This window comes from Paenibacillus sp. J22P165 (assembly GCF_059692015.1).
On sequence record NZ_JCAUAP010000006.1, the window covers coordinates 336,502 to 362,237 of the forward strand.

The window sequence follows — 25,736 nt, forward strand, 5'->3', positions numbered from 1 at the left end:
GGGGAGTTATGTGTTTCGAAAAATGCGGAACTCACTTCAATGGAAGCTAATCGTGATGATAACTCTGATCCTATTATTTGTGATTACGGCTATAGGAAGTATTAGCTATTACAAAAGCTTGAAAGCAATTAACTCAGATGTGGTCCGATTTAGTAACCAAATTTTAATTCAGGCCAAAAATAATTTGAGTCGCTATATTGATGACAATGAACAATTTTTCCAGACGCTCGGAAGCAGCAGTGAGTATCATGATTGGTTGAGTGTTAGTGCAGGAAGAGATTACTATATTTATCAATATTATAAAAATATGTCTTCCAAAATCATCGAACCATTTGTTGAGTATCACCCAGAAACGCTAGCCATTGTTTTTTATAGTGACCGTGGATACCAGAGTGTGTTCCGCAATCCCAACGAACTGGATTATGTCCTTAATCCAAACTATTCCATGAAGGATATGCCATGGTTTAAGGAAATACCTTTTTCTGGAAAAATGTCTAGATTTGTTTCTTTTAATTCGAGCTATTCCGATCGGATCGGATTACCTACGAAGCTGCCCGTCTTAACCTATGTGCAGAAATATAGCTTTGCCGGTGAAACCGGGTATCTACAAGTCGATATTTCGTTGATGCCAACGCAAGCTATATTAGATGCAATTGAGTTGGGAGCGAATGGGGAGACTTTAATTGTCGATGAAGCTGGCACTATTCTAACCGCACCTCGAGTGGAGCGTGTTGGTGCGCATATTAAACCAGAACTTCAAAATCTACTGAATGATCATACATCTGGTTCCTTTTACCGTAAAGAAACGAAGCAAATGATCGTATATCAGGACATTCCTCGCACCAATTGGAAAGTTATTGCAATGGTCCCTTATAGTGATTTGGCTAGCAGTATATCAAGTATCCGAAATTGGACGGCATTGATGATCATCATCGGTATTGTTGCCGCCAGCATATTAGTATTTCTGGTAGCGGCTTCTATTACAAAACGGTTAAAGGAACTTCGAAGGACCATAGGGATGACGCAGATGGGGAGGCTCGATATTCGGATTGAGGTGAAGGGTACGGATGAAGTAGCAGAGGTAGGTGCTGCTTACAATAATTTACTTGATCGAATAGACACTTACATTCACCAACTAGCGGAATCTAAGACTGTACAGCAGCATGCCATCTTATCGGCACTTCAATCTCAAATTAATTCCCACTTTCTTTATAATGCACTTGAATCTATTAATTCAATGGCGAATTTGGCAAGACACCAAGGTATTCAGGACACAACAATTGCACTTTCGAACATGCTGCGTTATACGTCTAACTACCATGAAGTGCTCGTTTTTTTGGAAAATGAGATGGAGCATCTGTCCGATTATATTCATATTATGACTATCCTTTACCGTAATGAGATTCAATTTCACCTCGACATTGACGAGAACGTAAGGAAAACAAGCTGCCTGAAAGCGATCGTCCAGCCATTTGTGGAAAACAGTATTAAGCATGGCTACGAGACAACGGCTGAGCCTATGGAGGTCAGAATTGCGGCCCGAATGGAAGGCGAAAAGCATGTGCGAATTGACATATGGGATAACGGACTTGGTTTCACTGAGGACAAGCTAAAAGAGCTGCAAACGTTGCTAACTTACGAACGTCCGGTTCAGGAGTTCATGCAACTGTCCCGTGTTGGCGTGCTTAATGTGCATTATCGGCTCAAAACTTTTTACAAAGAATCTCTTTCTGGTGTTACAATCAACCATTCAAATACGGGAGGAGCACACATTTCAATTATATTCCCTTATAAAATCAAGGAGGTGACTGCTCTATGATCCGTGTATTGTTAGTTGATGATGCTCCGCTCATACGTGAAAGTTTAACGCAATCCGTGGAGGAATTTAAAGATACCATCGTTGTCGCAGGTTGTGCGGCGAATGGGCAAAAGGCATTGGAATGGTTGGAAACCCATTATGCCGATTTGTGCATAACGGATATTCGAATGCCCGTTATGGATGGACTAACTTTGATTGAACATATTAATAAACGTTTTCCTTGGATGATGACTATGGTGGTATCCAGCTATGATGATTTTGAATATGCCAAGCAAAGCATTCAACTGCAAGCACTTGATTACATTCTAAAGCCGGTCAACCGAGAACTGCTAAATAAAGCGTTAGGGAGAGTTGAGGAACGAATGAATCAGGAGCAAAGTCGTGATGCGGATTCCTTTCTACTCAAGAAGCTCCCTCAACATCGGGTCTGGATGGAGCGCTGGCTAGAACAGATCCGCACACTGCAAACGGAAACCATGCCCCTGTTAATTGTAGAGACGATGGAACTACTGGAAAGTTGGGTGGATGGCAAATATCATTTGCTCAATGCGCTATCTAACGCTTGGCTTCAAACGCTTATTGAGGAACTCACGGAAGTCAAGATTCATTTGGAGCTGGATGAGGGCGAGGATTTGGGCCTAGGGGATAAAAAACTGTCGTTAGCATCCATAAGGAGCTATTTTCGACTATGCGCTGTGCGCAGGCTGGAGGAGGGAGCTTATCACATCGTAGAGGCGATGCGGGGGGTGAGGGATCATCAAAAGGTGCGGAAGGTAGAACAGATCAAGACATACATCCAGCAGCATTTTGCTGAAAATATAAATCTGCAGGAGCTTGCACAGGTCATTGACGTGAACAAGTCTTATATGTGCACTTTGTTTAAGCACGAAACCGGGATAACGGTACTGAACTATATCATTGCGCAAAGGATGGCGTACGCCAGAAATCAATTGCTGAGTACGGATTTGAAGGTATACGAAATTGCAAGTAAAACCGGCTATGAAGATGTTGTCTATTTTTCACAAATATTTAAAAAAATGTACGGTCTTAGCCCGCTCGATTATAAAAAGAGAATGAAGTCTTGATCAGGTTAATGAGGTTAATCAGCTTCTAATTCACGCGTTGTTAAACAAAAGTAGCCCTTGATCCTTTCAGTAGAGAGATCACGGGCTTTATTTATTTGTATGCCTTAAAACGAAATATTCTCTAATAAAATATAAATATTCACTGCTACAAGCCTCTGGTTGTTACGTTCTATAATAATGGTAACAGAGAAACAGCCATTCGTAGACGAAGGAGAGTGAGGGATGGATGAACCAAGCAGGCTTATCGCAATCATCCGTAAGAGAGACAGTAGATACGATTAAGAAGATTAAAAAGGAGCCCTTAACGCGGTATATATATAAGAATTGGCCGTTATATGTCATGCTCATACCGGTATTCCTATATTTCATTACATTTAAGTATGTGCCTTTGCTAGGGAGTGTCATTGTTTTTCAGAATTACAATATTTTTAACGGTTTTTTTGATAGTGAATGGGTGGGATTACGTTGGTTTCACATCTTGTTCGAACAACCTCATTTCTTTCGGATATTCAGGAATACATTAATTATTTCCTTATATCAAATTGTGTTTGCATTCCCGGCGCCGATCATTCTGGCTCTTCTATTAAATGAGATTCGAAGATCCTCTTTTAAGCGGACTGTGCAGACCGTTGTGTATCTTCCTCATTTTCTATCTTGGGCGTTGGTGTACGGACTAGCCTATATGATGCTTTCCCAACAGACAGGGATGGTCAATCAACTGCTTTCCTATTTCGACGTGGGTCCCTTTAGCTTTCTACAGTCGGCATCTTATTTCCGATCAGTCGTTGTGGGAGCGGGGGTATGGAAAGAGATGGGATGGAGTACGATCATCTTCTTGGCTACACTTACAGGAATATCCCCTTCCTTGTACGAAGCTTCCAAAATTGATGGAGCCAGCCGCTGGAAGCAACTCTGGCATGTGACCATGCCTGGAATGCTGCCAACCGTTGTCATCCTACTGCTGCTCAAAATTGGGAATGTGCTTGATGTCGGATTTGAACAAATTTATATTTTCTTGAATCCCATCTCGTATTCCGTAGGGGAAGTTTTGGACACGTATTCTTATCGCATCGGTATTCTAAATGGACAATTCAGCATTACAACAGCCATTGGACTATTCAAGTCCATCATCGGGTTTGTGTTGCTTATCAGTGTAAATAAGGTTAGTAACAAACTAACAGGCGAAGGTTTATTTTAACAAATGATGCCAAGTTTGCTAATGTAAAGATCTCAGGAGGTAGTCAATTGCCTATCAAATTATCACGTAGCGAGCGGTTATTCGATATATGCAACATCGTGCTGCTCAGCATAGTCAGTCTTATTACACTCATTCCACTGTTACATGTTGTTGCAGGCTCATTCAGCTCTGCGCAGGCCATCCTTCACAATCGCGTTACGATCTGGCCAGTAGAACCGACGCTAGAGCATTTCAATCTTGTTATTCAGACGCCGAGCTTTTGGCATGCTGCCTGGATGACAGTTAAAGTAGTTGTTATCGGCACAGCGGTTAATATGTTTCTTACTATACTGGGTTCATATCCCCTATCTAAGAAAACGATACGCGGGCGCAAATGGATCTTGATGTTCATTGTGTTTACGATGGTGTTTCAGGCTCCAATGATACCTACTTATTTGATTGTAAAGTCTTTAGGACTTTTGAATACGTTCTGGGCGCTTATTCTTCCGGGCGCTATCTCAGCTTTTAATATGATTCTCTGCATGACCTTCTTCCGGTCCATTCCCGATGAGCTGTTTGAAGCAGCAAAGGTTGACGGGATGGGCGAGTTCCGAATTGTTTGGAAAATCGTAGTTCCTTTATCCAAGCCGATCATGGTCACTCTTCTCTTGTTTTATGCTGTTGGACATTGGAATGCCTACATGGGGCCACTATTGTACATTAATGACCGTAATATGCAAACGCTTCAGATGTATCTGTATTCTCTGATATCGATGGGGAACAGCAACGATATTGCTGCTGCGGCTTCCTCGGAAGCAAGTATTACCTTGGTTCCGGCAGCTATTGAAATGGCTACCATCGTATTGGCGACAGCCCCCATTGTGCTCATGTACCCATTTTTGCAAAACTACTTTATCAAAGGCGCCACATTAGGTTCAGTCAAAGAATAAGCCATCTATCGTTATGAGAGGCATAAAGCCTACATATATAGCTTCACTGTTAAATAATAAGGAGGTTTATCACAATGAAATTCATTAAAAAAGGGGTTCCAATCGTTTCGGCAGCAGCTATTATTATTGCTTTGACAGGCTGTGCTTCGAATACTTCAGAACCGCAAACAACTCAAGCTGCTGAAGCAACCACAACGAAACCAGCAAAGATTCGGATTTTCACATCCGATTTCTCCCAACCCGTTCCTGGTGGCAAGGCCATGGATGATCCTACACTGAAATATGCAGCGCAGAAAACAAATACAGATTTGGATATTGTATTCCTTCCCCATGGTCAGTACGATCAACAGCTGCAAACCAAGTATGCTTCAGGCGATGTAGCCGATGTGGTTATGGGCTGGGGCGTTGGCGGGGATCTATATGATAACAATCAATTGATAACGCTCAATGAGTATATTGATAAATATGGTCAAAATCTTAAAAAAGCAATCCCGCAAGCATCTTGGGACGCAGTTACTCGGAATGGGAAAATATATGCCATTCCTGAATCGGCGAACGGCAATGTGACAGAAAACCGCGTGTTATTTGTCCGCAAGGACTGGATGGATAAAGTAGGCATCAAAGACGCGCCGAAAACGCCTGAGGAGCTTCTCACGATGCTTCGTGCCTTCCGGGACAAGGATCCCAACGGCAATGGCAAGAAAGATGAAATTCCTTTTTCAGGAAGAGAAGCATTGTCTTGGGTAGAAAATATATTGGGCATGTATGGCCAAAATCAATATACCGCTAAATTTGAAAACAATGAATTTATACCAGGTTATCTTACTAGTAATATGAAACAAGGTCTTGGCTTTCTCCGCCAGATGATGGACGAGAAGCTCATAGACAGCGAATTCATGACAAACAAAAGAAATATTTGGGAACAGAAAATTCAGCAAGGTCTAGTAGGTGTATGGAATCATGATCCGGCTCTGGCATGGGATTGGCAGGATCGTTTGAACAAGTCATTGCCTGGGCAAGGGGCTAACGTTATCGCGATCCCGACACCGAAAGCTCCTGGCGTTGAGAACGTAGGATTTAAACGAGGGGCGAACAATAAGGTTTATTTAGTTACCAAGAATGCTAAGGATCCGGCAGCGGTTATTAAGTTCTTCGACTGGTTGGTAACGCAAGAGGGGCAGGAATTTGTTAACTTTGGGATACCGGGAGATACCGTTACCAAAAACGGTGGACAAATCGTATACGACAAGCAAAAGGATACGGACAATAAGACAGCTAGCTGGCGACCTCTTGTCTTAAACCTTGTCGGATTCAATGAAGAAATTCTTAGAGTCAAGCTTGGTAACGATGAAGCGTTGGCTAAGCAAAAAGCAGCTTTCGAGGTTGCACGAAATGAATCTATTCCTGACTTAGCGGAAGGAATGCCGACGATTAAATCGAATCAACCTGAAATTCAGGATTTTGGATCATTTAGCTCCCCACTATTCTTAGAAACGGCGGCAAAAATTATTTTAGGTGAAAAGCCCGTTGATTCGTTCGATGATTATGTGAAAAAATACAGATCACTTGGCGGCAACGAAGTCATCCGTCAAGCAACAGAATGGTATAACACGAAAAAGAAATAATTGCTTTGGTTAGGTAAACAGTAAAGAGAGTGTAAGAGAACTAAAGTCTCTTGCACTCCTGTTTTTTAAATTGTTGAGAAAGGGGATTGATGGATGTGTTTTCCAATATGTCTAAAACATGCTGGTCCAGAATTCTAATTGTTTGCTTACTTGTTTTTAACTTGAGTGGAGTTTTCTCGATCGGTTCTAAGGTTGTTTCGGCATCAGATGCGCTGATAACAAGTGAGGCAGATGCTTACGTAGATGCAGGGAGTGGCAATATTGCCACACAGACTCAGAACTTTAATTTTAATGAATTGCGATTAAAGGAGGATACTAATAATCAAACAAGCACTCCGTATACGAGAAGGGCATATATTCGTTTTGATTTGAGTAGTGTTCCGGCACCATCTGCTATTACCCAGGCTAAACTGAGGATATACGTAAATGCTGGTTCTGCCGTTGGTGTTAATGTTTACGGTATATCTAATGACGCGTGGATTGAAAGCGCTATTAATTGGGTGAATAAGCCTGACACGGGGAACTTACTTAGTCAAATGACGCTCGGAAACCTAGAAGGATATTACGAACTGGACGTAACGGATTATATTAAGGCTGAAAAGAGTGCAGATGGTAAAGCATCCCTTGCGTTTATGGCGACAGCGAACGTTAGCCGTACTATTTATTCTAAGGAGGCTTCCAGTATAGCTCAAAGGCCTGTGCTCGTCGTAACGTCAGACAGTACGGCCCCTGTCTATCAGAATTCCGTTGTGGATGCAACCTATCGGAACGTAACCTTGTCCTTTAATGAGCCATTATTTAATAATCGGACGGGTTCCATTAAAGATGCCGTGTATGTATCATCGGACGGTAATTCGTATCTTCCATTAGGTAGCGGAGATACCGCAAATCTGAACGGTAACTTGTTGGAAGTCAGTTTACTGGAACCACTAAATGGATTTGCCAATAAATTGAAGGTGCAGGCAAATTCCTTGCATGATGCTGCAGGTAATGTCATATCCACAGAAATTGTAACTGGTGCTCTTAGAGGACTACCAAACGGAATTGAGCCTGTTCTTATACAAACCTTATTAGGGAGTAGCGGGAAAGTCGTCAACTTGGTATTCGATCGGGAGATCAGTCGTACCGGTTCTTTGGATCATTTAAAGTCACATATACAGATTTCGACGGATGGAGGTTCGACGTATCACAGCCTTCTAGAAGCGGATCAAGTAAACGTTGCTGGTACCCACTTGGAGATCTCTTTAAGTGAAGCACTTACCGGAAGCAGCAATCGGATAAAAGTAGCAGCCGGAACACTTCAATCCATTGATTCGGGAGCTTTAACGAGCTCAGATACGATTTCCAATGTACTAAAAGGTTTGGAATCTCGTCGATCATTGGCCATACAAGCTGATGCGAAAGTGGATAGTGGGGCAAGTAATCTAACCACGAACTACGGCTCCGAGAGCTCAATGATTCTTAAAGAAGGGGGAGCCACCTTCAATCGACGTATTTTCATGAAATTCAATGCATCTGATGTCGGGATTATTAATACAGCCAAGTTGCGTTTGTATTTCACGGATGCTGGTACAGCTCCTGAATCATTGAAGATTTATGCGGTCAATAATGACAATTGGTCGGAGAACAGTATCACATATGCCTCTCAGCCTGCGTATTCAAACATGATTAATTCCACAAATGTAGGAGTCACTAATGGCTGGTATGAGTGGGATGTGACCACATATTTGCAAGAGCAAAGTCTAACGGATGGCATGGCTTCCTTTATGCTAATGGGGACCTCATCGATCAATCGTTACGTATCAAGTAAAGAAAGCGGTGCTCTAGCCCCACAGCTCATCATCGATTATGACACAGCTGCACCAGTCATTTCGGAGAGCCAAGTGAGTAATGAAAACAAAACAATAACGTTAAACTTCAATGAAAATATTTACAATCATACGGCAACGAATGCGGACCTGAAAGCCAGAATCCTCCTTTCGCAAAATAACGAAGCGTACGCCGCATTGAGTGGGCAGGATACGGTCTCTATAAACGGGAATAAACTAGTCATTTCCTTGCAGGACAGATTGAATTCAGCGGGGGCCCAGATTTCAATACTTGGCAGTACTTTACAAGATGGTTTAAATAACGTAGCTACAGAAGCTGTAGAGACAGGAACATTAACCTATGATGTTAATTCACCTTTACTAACAAACACGGTTCAACTCGATCCCACGAATACAATATTGACGGTGAATGCGAACGAACCCTTATTCAGCAATATGTCTGACAACACAGCGCTCAAAGCAACTGTTCAATTTTCTAATGACGGGATTAACTTTCACGCAATGGGAAGTGGCGACTCGGTTACTGTCACTGGTGGATCTCTGATTGTTACTATGGCGTCCCCTTTGATTGGCAATACGAACAGGGTGAAGGTTTCATCTAGTGCTTTGAAGGATGTATCTGGGAATATCGCAGCGACTGAATACATGTCATCTCCTATTCATGCAGACGCTTCCAGCCCACAGCTACAATCCTATTATGTGACTAATTTTAATAAAAAAGTGACGATTGTGTTTGATGAAGGTATCTTAAACAACATGCCGAGTGAGGCTGCATTGAAAGCTTCCGTGGAGATCTCCAGAAATGGAGGGGGGAATTACGTTTCGCTAGACGAGCAGGATAAAGTTACACTAAGCGGACGTACGCTTACTGTTCAATTGTCCGATGCATTGACAGGAGGTACTAATCGCTTCCGTCTCGCAGCAGGAACGGTGAAAGACCCAGCCAATAATGCAACTGCGGATATTATTGAGACTGGTGATATCAGTGCGTTAGCCATCGTTTACCCTTATGCACCTCCCAATGAAGAATCGCTTTATTATGCCATGATCGATTCGAAAGACATCACATTCAGCAATGCAGCCGCAGCTCTAGGCTCTACGGCAGAAGCAACAACGTCAGGTGCTTTAGCTACGCTTACAATGGCGATTGCTTCGGGAGACAGGAACCCGGATTATATCGACAGATATGTCAGCTCCATTCGAAAAATGCTTACTACCAAATTGAATATGCCTAACCTGATGGGAGGTCTCGATTCAAGATCACAGTCTCAGATGGTGTACGCGGTTGCAATGATGTGGAATGATTCGGAAATTATGAATCAATTCACTACGGATGAGAAATCCAAGCTAATCACATTTTTGAAAGCTGGGTTAATCAGTACGGCGTACACGCTAAGCGATTTTGACCAGTACGATAATACGAGACCTGGGGACAGAATTGGTGTAAACGGAGATACGAATGTATGGAATGGAGGTAATACGAATCACTCTGAACCTAATATGACTATCTTTTATGCGGCTTCCTTGGCATTAGGACTGGAGAATGTTAAACCAATCCTACAGTCGTTCGATCTTCAGACATTTATTAATGAGTTGGACAGTCAGGGACTGACTGCGATTAAGGAGTGTTTTGCTGCAACAACTACGTTTGGTTCGTTATCTGCTAAAGCGACAATGATGCAAAACATTTTGAAAAGCAATAAGTGGTCCTTCAAAGGAGTAACTTTGGAAGAATATCTGTCCAATCCTATGAAGCTCTATGAGGCGACTCAAAGCTACATGTGGTCACTTGTAGCCGAAGATGGCGACTATATGGGTTCTGCTGGTATGGCACAGGAATTCAACTCCACGGACGCTGCTGGAAACCGCCAAAGTGCAACTTATGTTGTATTGGGTATTGATCCTTCCTTATTGAATAGAATATTGCTTGATTACTATGGTTTCTGGCATGCTCCTGGTAACGAAGCAATGGCCGAGGAAATTGATGGTTGGCAAAAGGTGGGGGTTTCCGATTATTACGCTAAAGTAATTAACGGGTACTACACACAGTCGTGGATGGGGACTCATGTTGAATATTTAACAACGTTCAGGTATTTCCTGGATACAATGGTATCCTTGGGATTGTTAAATCCATCTATTTTTAACGATACGTTCAATTATGAGTCAGGTGACCTCGTTTCTGATCAATGGCAACAGCATAGCGGGAATTGGAGCGTAGTGAATGATTCGATCATTCCATTTAATACAAAGGTACCGTTAACTAGTGCAGCTGGAGCTACAGCCATTGATCCTCATGAAAAAATATTGAAGCAGACGGATATGGCCGGAACGTCATTGATCTATTCGGAGAAATCGTTTCAAGACGTAAGCTATATGGCATGGGTCAAGGCACAGCAATTTGGTGAATTTGGTTTGTTAGGAAGAGTAGTGGATGCCGATCATTATTATCTGTTGTCCTATGATGGCAGCAAAATTGCCATAAAGAAAAACAATGGCGGTGTCATAACAACGCTTCAGGAAGCAGCTTATTCATTGAAACAGGGAGACTCTTATCGGTTCCGCGGAGTGTTCACTGGCAACCAAATTGATTTTTATATCAATGGTCAAAAGCTGTTAAGCACAACAGATGCAAGCCAAGCCATTTTAAAAGGTTCAATTGGCTTATTCACAAACCATGCGGAAGTGAAGTTTGATGGAGTATTGGTACAGAACTCTATCCCACCCGTTACGCATATCAATGAATCCAAGGTTGGAAATGGCCAGGTTCAACTCTGGTTTGAAGATGTAGAAGGCGCGATGGTATACCGTGTGAAATACGGGACTCAGCCTGGCATTTATACGAACACGGTAAACACATCCAAGCATTCGCCTGTTATCACGGGGCTTACCAACAATGTCCCTTATTATTTTGTGGTAACGGCAGAAACCTCTGTCGGCGAGAGTGCGAATTCCAACGAGATAATGGTAACGCCAAGAGTTCCCACGGCAACGGTTCCAGTGTTGAACAGCTTAGTGGCTGAAGGAAATAGCGTATTCGTTAATTTCACAATGGATGCAATCAATACTTCTTATGTCATCAGAATCGGTACCGCTTCCGGTAAATATACGCAAAGTATTGCAGACGTTCCCGGTTCGGGATATGCGATTACGCTACCTGCTTCTCAAATTCCCTACTACATAGTCGTTACTGGAGAGAACGAATTTGGGGAAAGCAGCCCTTCGAATGAACAGCGTGTGGTAGGCAATGGTGATAAATTGTTTAGTGATGACTATAACGACGGGGAATTCTCTTCCGATTGGATACTATCCAACGGGAATTATAGCTTCACTGAAACGGATGGCAACAAGCGGATTATCGCAGAAGGAAACAATCCGGACCGGATGTGGATGAATCAAGGTTCCGAATGGATGGATTACAAAGTGTCCGCCCAAATTGAATTACCGCCGCAGAATGTAACAGCAACGCTTATGGAAGCTTATCTTCTGGGAAGAACAACCAATGCAAACAATTATTATCTGGTAGGGTATAAGAAAGATTGGACCACGGGTCAGGAGATGGCTGTAATCAGGAAAAAAGAAAATGGCATCCTTACAGTTATTAAAGAACAGGCTTTTTCGCTTTCTGCTGGTGAGCATTTGTTTGAAGCGGAGTTCGTTGGAGACATCATTCGTTTGCGCATAGACGGCGCACAAGCTGTTGAGGCGCAAGACGCGGGTCTTGCAAAAGGCACGGCAGGGATACTTGCTTCAAATGCTCATGTTCAATTTGATGATTTTAAGATTGAGCTATTGAATGGATTAATGCCTCCTGTAGTTACGTTAGCTGATCCAACGGAAAACGAGATTAAGGTTTTGTTCGATCCGGTTGATGGGGCAGTCGCATACCGAATTAAGTATGGAGAGGAGCCTGGGACGTACACTGGGCAAATTACTGTAACTTCCATTACACCTAATGGCGTCGTGATCCCAGGTTTGTTAACCGGGAAAACCTATTATGTAACGGTAAGTGCAGTTAGCTCTTTGTTTGAGAGCACTAATGCAACTCCTGTATCGATTACCACACTAGGTACAGAGTCTGAATCCGGTGAGAATCCAGCTTCAGGTAGTGAAGATGCTGATCAAGGCAGCTTAATAAAAGAAACTGATACTGTAGCGATAGAGCAAAATAGGATAGAGGTACAACCGCAGATACGATTGAAACTGCCTTACGAGCTTCCACTATTGGTGAGGACGGGGTAAAGTCTGTCATCATTCAAATTCAGCATGTGGATGGCGTCAATGAATATGTTCAACAGCTTCCATCACAGCTATTTCAGGCGGAGGGGCTTCATTTTAATCTGATAATTCATACAGAGATAGCTGATTTGACGGTTCCGAACACTATGTTTAAACAAGCGGACCTTGCTGGTACAGACAATATTGCGCTTACTTTTAAAGTCGCTGACAAGAATTTACTGCCTGATAAAAATCGCATTAAAATTGGTGACAAAAAGGTTATTGATGTAAATATTGAGCTAGATGGTAAGGTGTTTGAATGGACAAATAAAAGGGGGAATGTTCAAATCTCTATGGATTACTCCCCTACTGCCGAGGAATTGCGGAATCCAGAACATATCGTGGTATGGTATTTGAACAACCATGGAGATATGGTGAAGGTATCATCCGGCAGATATAACTTGTCTACAGGCAAAGTGTCATTCACAACCAGTCATTTAAGTACGTATGCTGTAGGTTATGAAATGAAAGCTTTTACGGACCTATCTGATTTCAATTGGGCAAAAAAACAGATCGAAATTCTGGCTTCTAAGGGTATTATTAACGGCATATCGGAAACGGATTTTGCTCCAAAATCCCTTATTACACGGGCCGACTTCTTGTCGCTGCTCGTTCGGACTCTAGACTTAGATGCTGATGTCACTACAGGTTTCGCAGATGTCCAGATGACTGATTACTATTATCAGGCGATTGGAATTGCGAGATCACTCGGTATTGCCCAAGGCTCAGGAGACAACATATTTAATCCATCTGCACCGATTACACGCCAAGATATGGTCGTTTTAACGACAAGAGCACTTCAAATCGCGGGTTATGAGTTGGGCGCGGGAAACACAGCGGATATGAACATGTATACGGATGCCTCGGATATCGCGGGTTATGCTGCTTCAAGTGTATCGCTGCTTGTGGGTAATGGCTTGATTGAAGGGGATGAGTCGAATAAACTCCATCCTCACACCAATACGCTCCGAGCGGAGGCTGCTGTACTGCTCTATCGGATTTATAACCAAATTCACTAAGTTGTATCGGGGCTTCTGAGGGATGTTCGGAGGGGGCCCTTTCTCTAGAGATAAATATAGCTGGCTAATTACTACCTATTATGATTAACATAGAGATTACTAACATCGTGAATAGTTGTATTTAACCACTTGAGGTAAGGTGCCCCCATGAATTCAGAACAAATTCGATATATTCTACAAGTAGCCACAGAACAATCAATACGAAAAGCAGCAAATAAGTTACATATAACTGCCTCAGCCATTAGTCAATCCATTCAATCATTAGAAAACGAACTAGGAATAACCATATTCCAACGAACTAGCAAAGGAACAATTCCAACACTTGAAGGCGAAATCGTACTATCAAAACTTTTGGATATAAAAGCTAAATATATAGAATTATACGAAGAAATTAATCGTGCAAAAAATGGGGATTATTTGAAATTGAGGATATCGTATTCTAATACATTTGGACATATCATTAAACAAGCGTTAGTTTCTTTCAAAAAGGAATTTAAAGATATCCAAATAGAGCTCCTAGAAAAATTACCTCAGCAGATTTGCGAAGAAATTACAACCAATAGCATCGATCTTGCTTTTATTCCTGAAGAAAAAGAATTAATGAATCGGAATCTTGATATTGAAACGCTATATACAAGCCATTTTTGCATTTGCGTTGGAAGAGAGTCTCGTTTTCGCTTTAAAGAATATTTAACATGGAAGGATTTAAGAAACGAATCCATCATTGTTCTCGACTCTATCTCTCATAAAGAAATGATCAAAAGAGCAAATTTAGATGGGAATTCGATTTATGTAACGGTGACCGTTACTGAACCAATGGGTGAGTTTATAATGAAATCGAATGCCTTTACAATTATGGACAATTTCACAGTAAAGGGCCATGATCACATTATTAATGGAACTCTAATTCAAATTCCATATAAAAATCCAGATTTTTTATATAGAGATATTTGGGCCGTTCATTGCAATACGAATCTAACCAGCTATACTAAGGCATTCTCAAAACATTTACGTGCTCAATTTGATTAAAAAGAGTAAGCACTTCGTGGGACAGCCCCTTTATTAATTCACTAACAGAATTCATGGGGCACCTTACCTCAAGTGGATAAATAAAACTGTACACAGTGTTAATAATATCTGGGTTGAACCTACTCATTTAAATAATATAATTACAAGATGATGGAGAAGTCTGCTTTATCATCCATTTATTATATATAAATTTAGTTTCATGAAAAAGCTGAACCGCTTCTCGAAACGGTACAATCGGCCTGTTAAGCATCTATGCTCATATAAATGATTTTGACAACATGAGAGAAATGAGGAATACAGCTTGGATGAGAATATCCATGATTACGAGAAAGCTAGCCTGAGTTTGGAGTTTGAAAGTAGACAAAAATATCTCGACGAACTTAGGCAGCAACTGGAAGTTTTGAAGGATCCTACAAACAAAATCAGCTCTAATGAGCTGATCGAACAATCGAGAGAATGGTACCGTATCGGCCATACCATCAAAGGAACCGCCCCGATTCTGGGAATGGTTCGCATGGGAAGAGTAGCTGCCCAATTCGCCGAATGCTGGGAATGGAGCTACGAAACGAATTACTTATCAGGAAACGACGTTCAAAGTCAGTTTCAGGATTGCTACATGGTCAGCCGCTCCATTTTATATGAGCTTGAAATGGAATTTGAAGCCAGCTGCAAGGAACTTCTGTTGGAACAAAAGCAAGCACCGCTCAAGGAGGTCCTCCCCTCTCAACTCTTAGGCAGCAGATTGCTGGTTGTAGATGATGACCGTGTGTTACGGTCTTATTTGGCTCGCAAGCTTAGGCTTGAGGGTTATAACGTAGATGAGGCCTCGAACGTGGAAACTGCAATTAAGCTGCTGAAAGAGAATGACTATCAGTTAATTACGCTTGATCTTATGATGCATCCGCAGAGCGGATATGAAATATTCGAGGTGCTGAAAGAAGATCCAATGATTAAATGGCTTCCCATGCTTGTGTTGTCCGGCCGCAATGATATGAAAGATGTCGTCCGATGCTTTCGAATGGGGGCTGACGATTTCGTCACCAAACCATTTCGCTATGAAGATCTAAGCGCGCGGATTCAACGGATGCTACTGCGTCACATGGAGTTTGCGCTCATGGCGTTTAACGATCCGTTGACCGGAATTCATAATCGGCGGTATTTCGACATGCAGCTTCAAGTAGAAGTAAACCGTGCACAAAGATACAATGAGCCGTTGACGCTTGTCATCATTGATATTGATTTCTTTAAAGCCATTAACGATAAACATGGTCATCCAGCTGGCGATCTCGTGCTGCAGAAATTCAGTCACTTGCTGCAAAGCTGCTTGCGAAACACCGATATACTGGCGCGCGTTGGTGGTGAAGAGTTTGCTGTCATTTTGCCGGGGATTACCGATCTTGAAGCGGAAAAAATCATGAATCGCATCTTGCAACGCGTCCGAAGAGAGCCGATTGCCCAACACGATTTTTTTGACTATTTTATTACTTTTTCGGCAGGCATCTCGTCCTGGAATTCAAACAAGTCTGTTCAGAACTGGTTTCAAGTCGCGGATTATACATTGTACAAAGCGAAATGCAACGGGCGGAATCGTGTTGTTCGAACATCCTACGGGATGACGAGAGAAAATCCGGCTGACTTGGAACTTCAATCCGAAAAGTCCAAAACAATATTGATTGCTGACGATGACCGTCTGCTCCGTACGATGATTGCCGATCAATTCAGGAAGAAGCCCTACAAGCTGATCGAAGCGCAAGACGGAGAAACTGCTTATCGGATCTTAGTCGAGGATCAGCCAGATGTTTGTATCTTGGACTGCATTATGCCGGGGATGAGCGGATTTGAAGTGCTCGATAGATTGAGAACGGAAGGCACACGTGCTGCAAAAACCCAAATCATGCTCCTATCCGGAAGAAGCAGCGAAGAGGATGTACATAGGGGGCTGGAACTTGGTGCAGATGCGTATATGTTTAAACCATTCTCCTTAATTGATGTGGAAATGAAAGTGAGCAAGATGTTGTTCGCCGCACGAAGTCATTAATTGTTCTTCTTTGCGACGACTAATAATCCGATTAATTTGTCTAAGCTATTCCGCTTGCACTAGGCTACCTAGGTTATTAATCTTGACTTGAACGAGATAGTGAACTTTTAATTTAGGATAATAATCGCTTCGCCACTTTGCAAGATTCTCGAATGGGAGTTTGCTGCGGAAATGATTCCCCAGACCCATCGGATCGGCACCTGCTTGAATTAGCTTGTTTGTGACACCCTCCAAGTCTTTCAAGAATAACTCTTCGAGATCGGACTCATGCTCGCTTTTAGGCTTCTCGATTCTCGATTCCGATAGGCTCGTCTGCAAGCTGAGCTTGCCTACCAATTCCGGACCGTTTTCCGTCACTCGGCTGCTCCAGTGCATATGGGCGGATCGAATGGTGAGGCTTGCGCTTTCCAGCACTTCGACGTCCGCGCCGTAAAAGCGGTTGGTGATCACGTTTACGACCAGCGTCTCTTTATCGCTCAGCCGGCCGATCATTTTACCTTTCTTCAGCAAGGCGGATCCATCGAACTCGAGCACCGTCTCACGGCCCGGCTTAATGATCGGGAGCAAGAGGTCCTGTGTATAAGATTGTGTCGAGGAGAAGGACTCCATTAAGCTGGCCTTCGCCGTTTTGGGAGTCCATCCGGCGCGTTTGTTCGCGAACTTGTAGAAAGTCGTGATGTCGCTCGTAATAGCCTTCTTCGTATTGCTCAACAATTCTTCCATGTCGCTGTCTGTTACGGCAAGCAATGTCTTTGGAGGGAATGCCGTAGCTCGGATCGCATTAGCCAATGCGTCTTGCAGTCCTTCCCGGGCGAGCTCTTGGCTGACGACTATTAGCTGTATGCTAAGTAAATCGATGTAATTCTCGATATCAGTACGAATGTTGTCAATGCCTTCGCTGATCGTAGAGGCTTCCCGAGAGACGACTTTGACGTTCAGCTGCCGTTCTGCTGGAATCGGGATCTGCAGCGAAACTTTATACTTCTTCTCCTGCCCTTTGGAAACGCCCATTATTACGGGTACAGTACGCTGATTGATATCATGATAATCCCAGCATCCTGTTGTAATTAGGCCGCATCCGAGCCAGACGGCGAGGAGACATATCCCTGTTCGCACTCGCTTACACACGTGGTTTTCCTCCGATCTTTACCCGATTGCGGTAATAAAAGCTGACCATCGAAAGGATGAATAGTAAGCAGAAACGCAACGGCCCTCCCGAGAGCAATAACCGTTCTAAATCTTCCAAACTGGGAACGAAATACGCGAAGACTATCGCAAATGCTCCCACGAATACTGGATTTGTAATCAGTCTTGGGACGAAGGAAGAATGATGGGCAAGCTGTCTTGTTACCCATAGCAGACCGCTGATATTAATCAACGTGCTGAACATGGTGGCCATGATGTAGAACAGGGACATCCGATCGAAGAAAAACCAATTTACTCGAACCGTGTCCAACAGCACGATCATGGGAAATCGGAGATTGTCCGCGACTTCTTGGCCGAATGCGCTGATCGGAAGATAGACGTTCAACAGATATAAGAAGAGCGAAACGACCCATGCCCCCCATAGCCAGCGCTTTTCGGATTCGGCATAAGGCCCGAAGAAGCCGATCAGGCCGAAGACATTTACGAAAATTGAGAACGCCGGCAGAATTCCCGGTTCATCCATGAAGTCCAATGTTGGCTTGATCGGAAAAATCAGGTCCAGATTCGCGTAATTTATGGCGGAAAAGATGGTTAAGGACAAAAGGGGGAGCCCGAAGCTGCCAATCACGAGTGAAAGCCGCAGCAGCGAATCGCGCTCGGCGTAAGAAATACTTAGCGCGGTTGCGATCAGCAGCACTAACAATACCCATAACGGAGTCTGAGGTAAATACAGGATGCTGAGAATTTGGGCATGTCCGCGGATCATGATCCCGATGGCAAACATATTGCTGAATATGAAAGGCCAAACCAAGCCTAAGCGAAACCATGATCCGGACTGTTGGAGCTTGGTAAGCAGATTGGTCTTATCGGCGCGAAAGCCTCCGATGAACAGACGCAGCATCAAGCCTTGAACCAGCCATCCGATGATGATGACGAACCAATGACCGCTGGGTTGGGATTGAATAATGCTTTTTGGGAACACGAATATTAACAATCCGAACTGTAGCACAAGAAAGAAGGTCGCGACACTGATTCCTCGGATCATTCTGTTCACTCCTTTTTCCCAATGGGCTCGAATGGAATCATTGGATGCCGCATTAGCGTAGCCGAGCTGACGAGCGAGAGTAATATATAGAATCCGCAAACGATGCCGAGCGGACCGAACAACGAAGCAAAGAATAGCATGATATAACGCCATAACCGGATGACGAGAGTAAAGTGATACCCAATGACGGTAAAATTGGCGATGGTAGAAGCTGCGATGATGATAATCAACAGACTGCTGACGAGACTCGCTTCGACGACAGCCTGTCCGAGAATAATGCCGCCGACCATGGTCATCGCTGGACCGATGCTCTTCGGAAGCCGAACGAGCGCTTCGAACAACATCTCGATAATGAAAAGCAGAATGAGCGCTTCCGTCAAGGAGGGGTAAGGAACGCCGACTCGGCTCAACGCGATGGAATAGATGAGCTCGATTTTCATGACGTCCGGATTCACAGATATGAGAGCAACATAAGACGCTGGCGCGCAGATGGCGATGAGTACGCCTAGAATACGGAACGTAACGATCATGAACGCGGTAGCGGGCGTATATTCGCGGTCGGTATCCGCGATGAACAGGTCAGGTAGCTCCACGGGAATGACGATGGCTTCCGGATAGCCATCGACAAGCAGTACAATTCGGCCTTTTTTCAGGAAAAAAGCGACCTCGTGTGGCGACTCCGTCTTGACGAACGATGGAAGGGGACTCCATCTTGTCGTACTGCGTAGCCAGCGGGAGACTTGCTGAAGCGAAGCGAACGGCTTGTTCGCATTCGCTTGCAGCGACTTCTCGATCTCGGTTACTAGCGCCGGATCTGCCGCGTTTGTCAATGAAAGCACGAGAATTCTTCTCTTCTCGCGTGAACCGATGTCGACATTCGCCTGCTTTAAATCCGGGGAACGAAGCTCGCTCCGGATCAGACCGAGATTGGTCGTCAGGTTTTCGATGAAACCGGTTTGCGATGAGATGAGAATGTTCTGATTGTTCGTCGTGCCGACCGGGCGATACAGCTGCTGCACTTCCGACTGCACCCAGGCTGCGCCTGTTCCTTCTGGCTGCAGAATCAGGGTCTTGCCTTCAAGAAGGCCTTGGACAAGATCCCCTCGCGGTGCTTCTGCGCCAAGCACTCCGAGCAGATCCTCCCAATTCGACGCGTCTTCTCGTCCGGCTTCCGACAGGCGTCGAGCTGTTGCTGCAACATCCACCAGACTGGTCAAAGCGATCATTTCTAACGGGATCCCGCGTATCTGAAGGGGCTGAATGTGGAAGTCTAATGCGTGCCCCAGTTGCTCAACGATCTGTTTTCGCTGCGTCTTGCTGATCTTTACAAGCATTTCCATCACCTGAGCTTTAGTATTGGCAATCGTAACCAGAAATATGTAAAAAAAAGGCATAAGAATACGGATGTCGAAGGAGAAGCGACTTCGTTGATTTGTGTGATTTACGTTGATGTGTACTTAGTTGGTCAGAGTGAAATTGCATATCATAATCAAGGCATAAATTTGGAGTGGTACAGCGTAAGAGGTTAAAGTCTTTCGTCTCTGTTATTTGGAGACAAAAGACCTTTTTGCGTTTCGTCCTAATTGGAATGGATCAACTGAAGATACTCACGAAAGGAATGACATACATGAGATGTTGAGAGATAGGCGAGAGGGTTTCTGAAACAGTGGAGATGATTGATATGACGCTAGATGAAGTGAGGGTTATACAGACTGTTCAGCCGCTCGTGCGCCAGTATATTGGGGATATTGTGGACGGTTTTTACCAAACGATCACAGGGGGAGAATCGCTCCAAGCGATCATTACAAGCAGCAGTACGGTCGAACGGCTCAGGCAAACGCTGAAGTCGCATCTGATCAAGAAAAAGCCAGCAAACCCTTGTGTTTGCTGGCTTTCTTCATTTCAAAACCAATTTGTCACCAAACATCGGTTTCTTTATCGGCAACCGGTCACAACGGCCAGAAGATCCTTGATGCTACTCAGTCTAATATTTTAATCAAATTGAGCACGTAAATGTTTTGAGAATGCCTTGGTATAGCTGGATAGATTCGTATTGCAATGAACGGCCCAAATATCTCTATATAATAAATCAGGATTTTTATATGGAATTAGAATTAAAGTTCCATTAAGAATGTGATCATGGCCTTTCATTGTAAAATTGTCGAAAATTGTAAAGGCATTCGATGTCATCATAAACTCACCCATTGGTTCAGTAACGGTTACCGTTACATAAATCGGATTCCGATCTAGATTTGCTCTTTTGAACATTTCTTTATGAGAGCTAGATTCAAGAACAATGATGGATTCGTTTCTTAAATCCTTCCATGTTAAATATTCTTTAAATCGAAAACGAGACTTTTTTCCAACGCAAATGCACAGATAGCTTGTATATAGCGTTTCAATATCAAGATTCCGATTCATTAATTCTTGTTGTTCACCAATAAAAGCAAGATCGATGCTATTGGTTGTAATTTCTTCACAAATCTGCTGAGGCAATTTTTCTAGGAGCTCTATTTGGATATCTTTAAATTCCTTTTTGAAAGAAACTAACGCTTGTTTAATGATATGTCCAAATGTATTAGAATACGATATCCTCAATTTCAAATTATTCCCATTTTTTGCGAGATTAATTTCTTCGTATAATTCTAAATATTTTGTTTTCATTTCTATAAGTTTTGACAGTACGATTTCGCCTTCAAGTGTTGGAATTGTTCCTTTGCTAGTTCGTTGGAATATGGTTATTCCTAGTTCGTTTTCTAATGATTGAATGGATTGACTAATGGCTGAGGCAGTTATATGTAATTTATCTGCTGCTTTTCGTATTGATTGTTCTGTGGCTACTTGTAGAATATATCGGATCTGTTCTGAATTCATAGGGTCACCTTACCTCAAGTGGTTAAATAAAACTATACACTGTGTTAACAATCTCTAGATTGATCATACTCATTTTAATAATGTAATGTTCATGATACTGGAGAAATAGTTAAGAGGACGTTCCCTCTAATTTTAGACAGCTTATTTTCAGCAGCTTAAAGAATTATCCATATTATATATGTAAAGGTCGAATGTGTATACGGATGATTATTTGGGAGCAGAGCCCGCAACATATTGATTTACCGCAATCACCGACAGTATTCTTGACGACACCTGATTTATTAAAATGGAACTCTACAAAGTCCAAAATGCAGTGCTGACGGGTGGAAATAGTGGAAATCCAGATGCTCCTAAGGAGTACTCGTCAAATATATAGATATAAAACAATAACTAACATGAGGAGTTGATTCATATGAAGATTACAACTTGGCTTAAGGCAACAAGTGGTGTTTTTATTTTATTATCGATTTTGAATATGGGGAGTATTTATCTACTTCATAGCAGTGTGGCGCAAGAACGATCCGCTGTGAATAAACAAGCTATATTCAAGCAATTAGGGATCGATTTAGCAAATACCTCGGACTATTTAACAAACGAAGCAAGAGCTTATACGCAGTTTGGAGATAAAATTCACTCTGACAACTACTGGACAGAAGTTAACGAAACCAAAACAAGAGATCGCGTCTTGGTTTAATTGACTACATTGGGTGCACCGAAAGAAGAACTGGATTACATTGCAAAGGCAAAACAAAATTCAGATATCCTTGTCGCAACGGAAGATGCAGCTATGAAAGCTGTGGAAAGCAAGGATTTTACTAAAGCTCGGCAGCTCATGTTTGAATGCAACTATGACTTAAACAAAAAAGTCATTATGGAATCTCTACAACAGTTTCAGCAAATTACGAGACGAGGAACAGTTATTGAGCAAGGTGCAATAACTTCTGTGCAAAATACGCTTGATGCCTACCGTGCAATTGAAGAAATGTCCAAGGGTGTGCAGCGGGTTGCGGAATCTGCAGAGGATCTTTCCGAAGCAGCATTTAATACAGAGCAAGACGCTCAAGATGGGGTAGGTTACATTCAGCAAGTCAATTCTCAGATGGCTCAAATCGGACACTCCGTTAGTGATACGGTAACTATTGTGGAACAGCTAAAAGAAAGATCAGCTCATATTGAAAATATTGTTTCCACGATATCTGAAATATCAAGGCAAACAAATTTGCTTTCACTGAATGCATCAATTGAATCGGCAAGAGCTGGAGAACATGGCAGAGGGTTTTCTGTTGTCGCAAATGAAATTCGTAAACTGGCCGAGCATTCCTCCGCGTCGGCAAAGCAAATAACGGTACTTTTAGTGGGTATCAAAAATGATTCGCTTGAAACAGAACGAGCGATGCAACAAGTGACAGAAGAGGTGTTAAACGGTCAAAAAAGGATAGAAGACACAATCGTATCATTTGAAAGTATTTTGAAATCAAGCCAGCGAGTGGCAGAGCAAGTCCAAGAAGTTTCTGCTGTTAGCGAGCAAATGGCGGCTGGCTCAGAAGAAATTGCTGCTTCCGTTGCTGATATGGCATCTGTTGCTGAAGAATCACTTAAAGGAGTAAAAAGTGTTAACGATATGACGGTAAAGCAAAATATCTTAGTTAAAGAGGTTTCAGCCTTTACCGAATTACTCAGCAAAGATTCCCGGAACTTAGAAAAACTTGTTATGAAATTTAAAGTATAGGCGCTCGAGTCGATGTTATTTAGAAATATGCGAGAATGGACATGTCCATCTTGCAGCACAAAACATGATCAGAATTAGAACAGACTATGAACAGATCAAATGAAAAGAGGGATCGTCAAATGATATTGAAACGAGATAGAATCTCTGTAGAAGACGCACAAGGACTAATTGAAAAAGAAAGGGTGAAATTTGATAAGTACATACTATGGGGTGATCCAGTAGAGGGGGAAATCTTTGTTCACCTTCCAACTGGGGGAGTACATATTGTAAAGGTTGCAGATTGTAATGAGCAGTTGGTCTTTTGTATTTACAGCAATGAAGATAGAGAATTCAAATATGAAGAATGTTTTCCCTTATTAAGTACAGGTAATCTCATTGAGCTGCTATCACTCGATTTGACTTTCGAATTTAGGACAACAGGGAATAACAAATGGCGTGCCTTTCTGGATCATGAACATTTTGAAAGTGAGAAAGGCCAAGATTTAGTTGCCTTTTTGTGGTCACTTTTAAGGAAAAGACTCAATGGAGAGGTTGTGGGCGGTAGCTGCTATTAAGTCATTTCCGAACAGAGAGTACCTAGTGGTTGTAGCTGGACAATGGAGACCTGCGGGAAGCTTTAACGCATTTTGCAGGGAGTGACTACCAACTACAGAGGACCCGGCGACGATTTTTAAAATAGTTAGAAAACAGCCGGGAACCGTGCAATCGTTCATCGATGAAAATGCATTATCCGGAGAAGAGTTCACCTACCTGGTGACCGCGCTTGATGTACGATATGTTTTTACAAACATGTTATCACGGCGAAAAGATGTATATTGAGTAAGTTCTAGTATGTGGATATGCTCGGAAGATTCAACCACTATGGGGAATTCCCAGCTTAAACAGAGTATTGGTATGTTATAAAAACTCCTTATAGCATTAAATGAGGAGCATAGGAGAAGTTTTGGTTATTTTAAAAATATGATTAGGAGGTCTACGTTTGAAAGTACAAGTAGGTATATTGGAAGGTGAGCGAGTTAAACTTATTCCGCTAACTCGTGAGCACACAATGGATTTATACACTTTTGAGTTATTGCTTTGACGTGTTAAATAGCATTTCAACCTTAATTTTATTGGTTCCAATCTTTACGCTACTGAGAACATTGTGAAGGGAAGTAATACTTATTAAATTGGACGATCTATCACGAGCTATATTTAAAGATAAAATCGAAAGCTGCTTAGTGTATAAAGATGATTCTGTGGTCTTTGAATACTATAGAAACCGTAAAATGAAGGACAAACAGCATAAGGTATACTCCATCACGAAGAGTATCTTATCAGCCTTGTATGGGATTGCGATTCAAAAAGGATATATTAAAAATGAAAATGTCCCAATAGCAGACTTTTTTGAAGATATGGAGGATGCGAAAAAAGAAATTACGATTAAACATTTACTAATGATGTCATCTGGGTTGAGATGGCAAGGGAATAAAGCAATGATACCAGCGAAAAATTGGGTGAGGTTTACGCTGGATCAACCGCTTGTGTCCGAACCTGGAATGGTAATGAAATATAGCTGTGGCAGCTCTCAAGTATTAAGTGCAATTCTGCAACGAGCAACCGGAATGGATACAGTTGCATTTGCGAAAAAGTATTTATTTACACCATTAGCCATTCATAATTTTAATTGGCATCATGATGCACAAGGTGTGGCAATTGGCGGCTTTGGCTTAACAATAAAGAGTGAAGATATGTTGAAATTTGGATTGTTGTATTTAAACAACGGAGAATGGGATTCGAAAGCTCTTATTCCTGTTGATTGGATTCGTGAATCAACAGCAATTCACATGAGTAATCTCGAGGGACCGTCGTATGGTTTTCACTGGTGGATACTAAATGATGATAGCGGTGAAACGGGTAGAACATATTTCGCTAGAGGAATGGGCGGTCAGTACATCATTGTAAATAAGGATAAGCGCATTGTTACTGTTTTTACAAGCAACACACAAAGTGATCGAACAAGTCCAATGGAATACTTTCGAAATTATATATTAAAGTGACTGGTACATACCGAAGTTCCCTCGCCGCCTTAATATGGTGATAAATGTACGGTATTC

18 protein-coding genes are annotated in these 25,736 nt (G+C 42.5%); 14 read left to right on the forward strand and 4 right to left on the reverse strand.

Going from position 1 to position 25,736, the window contains the following annotated elements; translation table 11 throughout:
* Positions 1 to 10 precede the first annotated feature (10 nt).
* From AC58QM_RS16645 to AC58QM_RS16685, 9 genes are all read left to right on the forward strand, one after another.
* Complete coding sequence (locus tag AC58QM_RS16645) at positions 11 to 1,819, forward strand: sensor histidine kinase (protein WP_497285771.1); 1,809 nt, start codon at positions 11 to 13, stop codon at positions 1,817 to 1,819.
* On the forward strand, positions 1,816 to 2,904 hold the full coding sequence (locus tag AC58QM_RS16650) for a response regulator transcription factor (protein WP_497285773.1): 1,089 nt from the start codon (positions 1,816 to 1,818) through the stop codon (positions 2,902 to 2,904). The genes AC58QM_RS16645 and AC58QM_RS16650 overlap by 4 nt, the downstream gene beginning before the upstream one ends.
* Before the next feature lie 226 nt (positions 2,905 to 3,130).
* A complete protein-coding gene (locus AC58QM_RS16655) occupies positions 3,131 to 4,102 on the forward strand; it encodes an ABC transporter permease (protein WP_497285775.1) in 972 nt (323 codons plus the stop codon).
* A 47-nt stretch (positions 4,103 to 4,149) separates the two neighbouring features.
* Positions 4,150 to 5,031: a carbohydrate ABC transporter permease gene (locus AC58QM_RS16660; protein WP_497285777.1), complete on the forward strand. Its 882-nt coding sequence runs from the start codon at positions 4,150 to 4,152 to the stop codon at positions 5,029 to 5,031.
* Positions 5,032 to 5,105: 74 nt separating this feature from the next.
* Positions 5,106 to 6,656: an extracellular solute-binding protein gene (locus AC58QM_RS16665; protein ID WP_497285779.1), complete on the forward strand. Its 1,551-nt coding sequence runs from the start codon at positions 5,106 to 5,108 to the stop codon at positions 6,654 to 6,656.
* Positions 6,657 to 6,763: 107 nt separating this feature from the next.
* On the forward strand, positions 6,764 to 12,724 hold the full coding sequence (locus tag AC58QM_RS16670) for a fibronectin type III domain-containing protein (RefSeq protein ID WP_497285780.1): 5,961 nt from the start codon (positions 6,764 to 6,766) through the stop codon (positions 12,722 to 12,724).
* 125 nt (positions 12,725 to 12,849) lie between these two features.
* Positions 12,850 to 13,779, forward strand: coding sequence for an S-layer homology domain-containing protein (locus AC58QM_RS16675; RefSeq protein WP_497285782.1), 930 nt, complete (start codon positions 12,850 to 12,852; stop codon positions 13,777 to 13,779).
* Between the two features lie 147 nt (positions 13,780 to 13,926).
* Positions 13,927 to 14,808 carry a LysR family transcriptional regulator gene (locus AC58QM_RS16680; RefSeq protein WP_497285784.1) on the forward strand — a complete coding sequence of 294 codons (882 nt, stop codon included), beginning with the start codon at positions 13,927 to 13,929 and terminating at the stop codon, positions 14,806 to 14,808.
* 301 nt (positions 14,809 to 15,109) lie between these two features.
* On the forward strand, positions 15,110 to 16,846 hold the full coding sequence (locus tag AC58QM_RS16685) for a response regulator (RefSeq protein ID WP_497285786.1): 1,737 nt from the start codon (positions 15,110 to 15,112) through the stop codon (positions 16,844 to 16,846).
* A gap of 45 nt (positions 16,847 to 16,891) precedes the next feature.
* Here the strand turns inward: AC58QM_RS16685 and AC58QM_RS16690 are convergent, their stop codons facing one another.
* The 3 genes from AC58QM_RS16690 to AC58QM_RS16700 are packed head-to-tail and all read right to left on the reverse strand — an operon-like array spanning position 16,892 to position 20,371.
* Positions 16,892 to 17,974 (reverse strand): Ger(x)C family spore germination protein, encoded by a 1,083-nt coding sequence (locus AC58QM_RS16690; protein ID WP_497285788.1) that lies wholly within the window; start codon positions 17,972 to 17,974, stop codon positions 16,892 to 16,894.
* A complete protein-coding gene (locus tag AC58QM_RS16695) occupies positions 17,967 to 19,037 on the reverse strand; it encodes a GerAB/ArcD/ProY family transporter (RefSeq protein ID WP_497285790.1) in 1,071 nt (356 codons plus the stop codon). The genes AC58QM_RS16690 and AC58QM_RS16695 overlap by 8 nt, the downstream gene beginning before the upstream one ends.
* 5 nt (positions 19,038 to 19,042) lie before the next feature.
* Positions 19,043 to 20,371 carry a spore germination protein gene (locus AC58QM_RS16700; protein WP_497285791.1) on the reverse strand — a complete coding sequence of 443 codons (1,329 nt, stop codon included), beginning with the start codon at positions 20,369 to 20,371 and terminating at the stop codon, positions 19,043 to 19,045.
* Between the two features lie 308 nt (positions 20,372 to 20,679).
* On the opposite strand from AC58QM_RS16700, the gene AC58QM_RS16705 reads away from it, so the two are divergent.
* Entirely contained in the window at positions 20,680 to 21,033 is a 354-nt protein-coding gene (locus AC58QM_RS16705; protein WP_497286045.1) for a protoglobin domain-containing protein, read from the forward strand.
* On the opposite strand, the gene AC58QM_RS16710 is transcribed toward AC58QM_RS16705, so the two are convergent.
* A complete protein-coding gene (locus tag AC58QM_RS16710; protein ID WP_497285793.1) occupies positions 21,030 to 21,911 on the reverse strand; it encodes a LysR family transcriptional regulator in 882 nt (293 codons plus the stop codon). The two genes, AC58QM_RS16705 and AC58QM_RS16710, sit on opposite strands and share 4 nt — an antisense overlap.
* Before the next feature lie 412 nt (positions 21,912 to 22,323).
* Between AC58QM_RS16710 and AC58QM_RS16715 the strand changes: the two genes are divergently transcribed.
* From AC58QM_RS16715 to AC58QM_RS16730, 4 genes are all read left to right on the forward strand, one after another.
* Entirely contained in the window at positions 22,324 to 22,605 is a 282-nt protein-coding gene (locus tag AC58QM_RS16715; RefSeq protein WP_497285794.1) for a hypothetical protein, read from the forward strand.
* A 9-nt stretch (positions 22,606 to 22,614) separates the two neighbouring features.
* Positions 22,615 to 23,640, forward strand: a complete 1,026-nt coding sequence (locus AC58QM_RS16720; RefSeq protein WP_497285796.1) for a methyl-accepting chemotaxis protein — start codon at positions 22,615 to 22,617, stop codon at positions 23,638 to 23,640.
* A gap of 119 nt (positions 23,641 to 23,759) precedes the next feature.
* Positions 23,760 to 24,194: a hypothetical protein gene (locus AC58QM_RS16725; RefSeq protein ID WP_497285798.1), complete on the forward strand. Its 435-nt coding sequence runs from the start codon at positions 23,760 to 23,762 to the stop codon at positions 24,192 to 24,194.
* A 615-nt stretch (positions 24,195 to 24,809) separates the two neighbouring features.
* On the forward strand, positions 24,810 to 25,679 hold the full coding sequence (locus AC58QM_RS16730) for a serine hydrolase domain-containing protein (protein WP_497285800.1): 870 nt from the start codon (positions 24,810 to 24,812) through the stop codon (positions 25,677 to 25,679).
* The last annotated feature ends 57 nt before the right edge of the window (positions 25,680 to 25,736 follow it).

Bases quoted from the DNA above. Each gene is read 5' to 3' on its own strand.
- AC58QM_RS16710 (WP_497285793.1), bottom strand. From the start codon at position 21,911: ATGAATTCAGAACAGATCCGATATATTCTACAAGTAGCCACAGAACAA.
- AC58QM_RS16665 (WP_497285779.1), top strand. From the start codon at position 5,106: ATGAAATTCATTAAAAAAGGGGTTCCAATCGTTTCGGCAGCAGCTATT.
- AC58QM_RS16670 (WP_497285780.1), top strand. From the start codon at position 6,764: ATGTCTAAAACATGCTGGTCCAGAATTCTAATTGTTTGCTTACTTGTT.
- AC58QM_RS16700 (WP_497285791.1), bottom strand. From the start codon at position 20,371: ATGCTTGTAAAGATCAGCAAGACGCAGCGAAAACAGATCGTTGAGCAA.
- AC58QM_RS16680 (WP_497285784.1), top strand. From the start codon at position 13,927: ATGAATTCAGAACAAATTCGATATATTCTACAAGTAGCCACAGAACAA.
- AC58QM_RS16655 (WP_497285775.1), top strand. From the start codon at position 3,131: ATGAACCAAGCAGGCTTATCGCAATCATCCGTAAGAGAGACAGTAGAT.
- AC58QM_RS16715 (WP_497285794.1), top strand. From the start codon at position 22,324: ATGAAGATTACAACTTGGCTTAAGGCAACAAGTGGTGTTTTTATTTTA.
- AC58QM_RS16650 (WP_497285773.1), top strand. From the start codon at position 1,816: ATGATCCGTGTATTGTTAGTTGATGATGCTCCGCTCATACGTGAAAGT.
- AC58QM_RS16695 (WP_497285790.1), bottom strand. From the start codon at position 19,037: ATGATCCGAGGAATCAGTGTCGCGACCTTCTTTCTTGTGCTACAGTTC.
- AC58QM_RS16725 (WP_497285798.1), top strand. From the start codon at position 23,760: ATGATATTGAAACGAGATAGAATCTCTGTAGAAGACGCACAAGGACTA.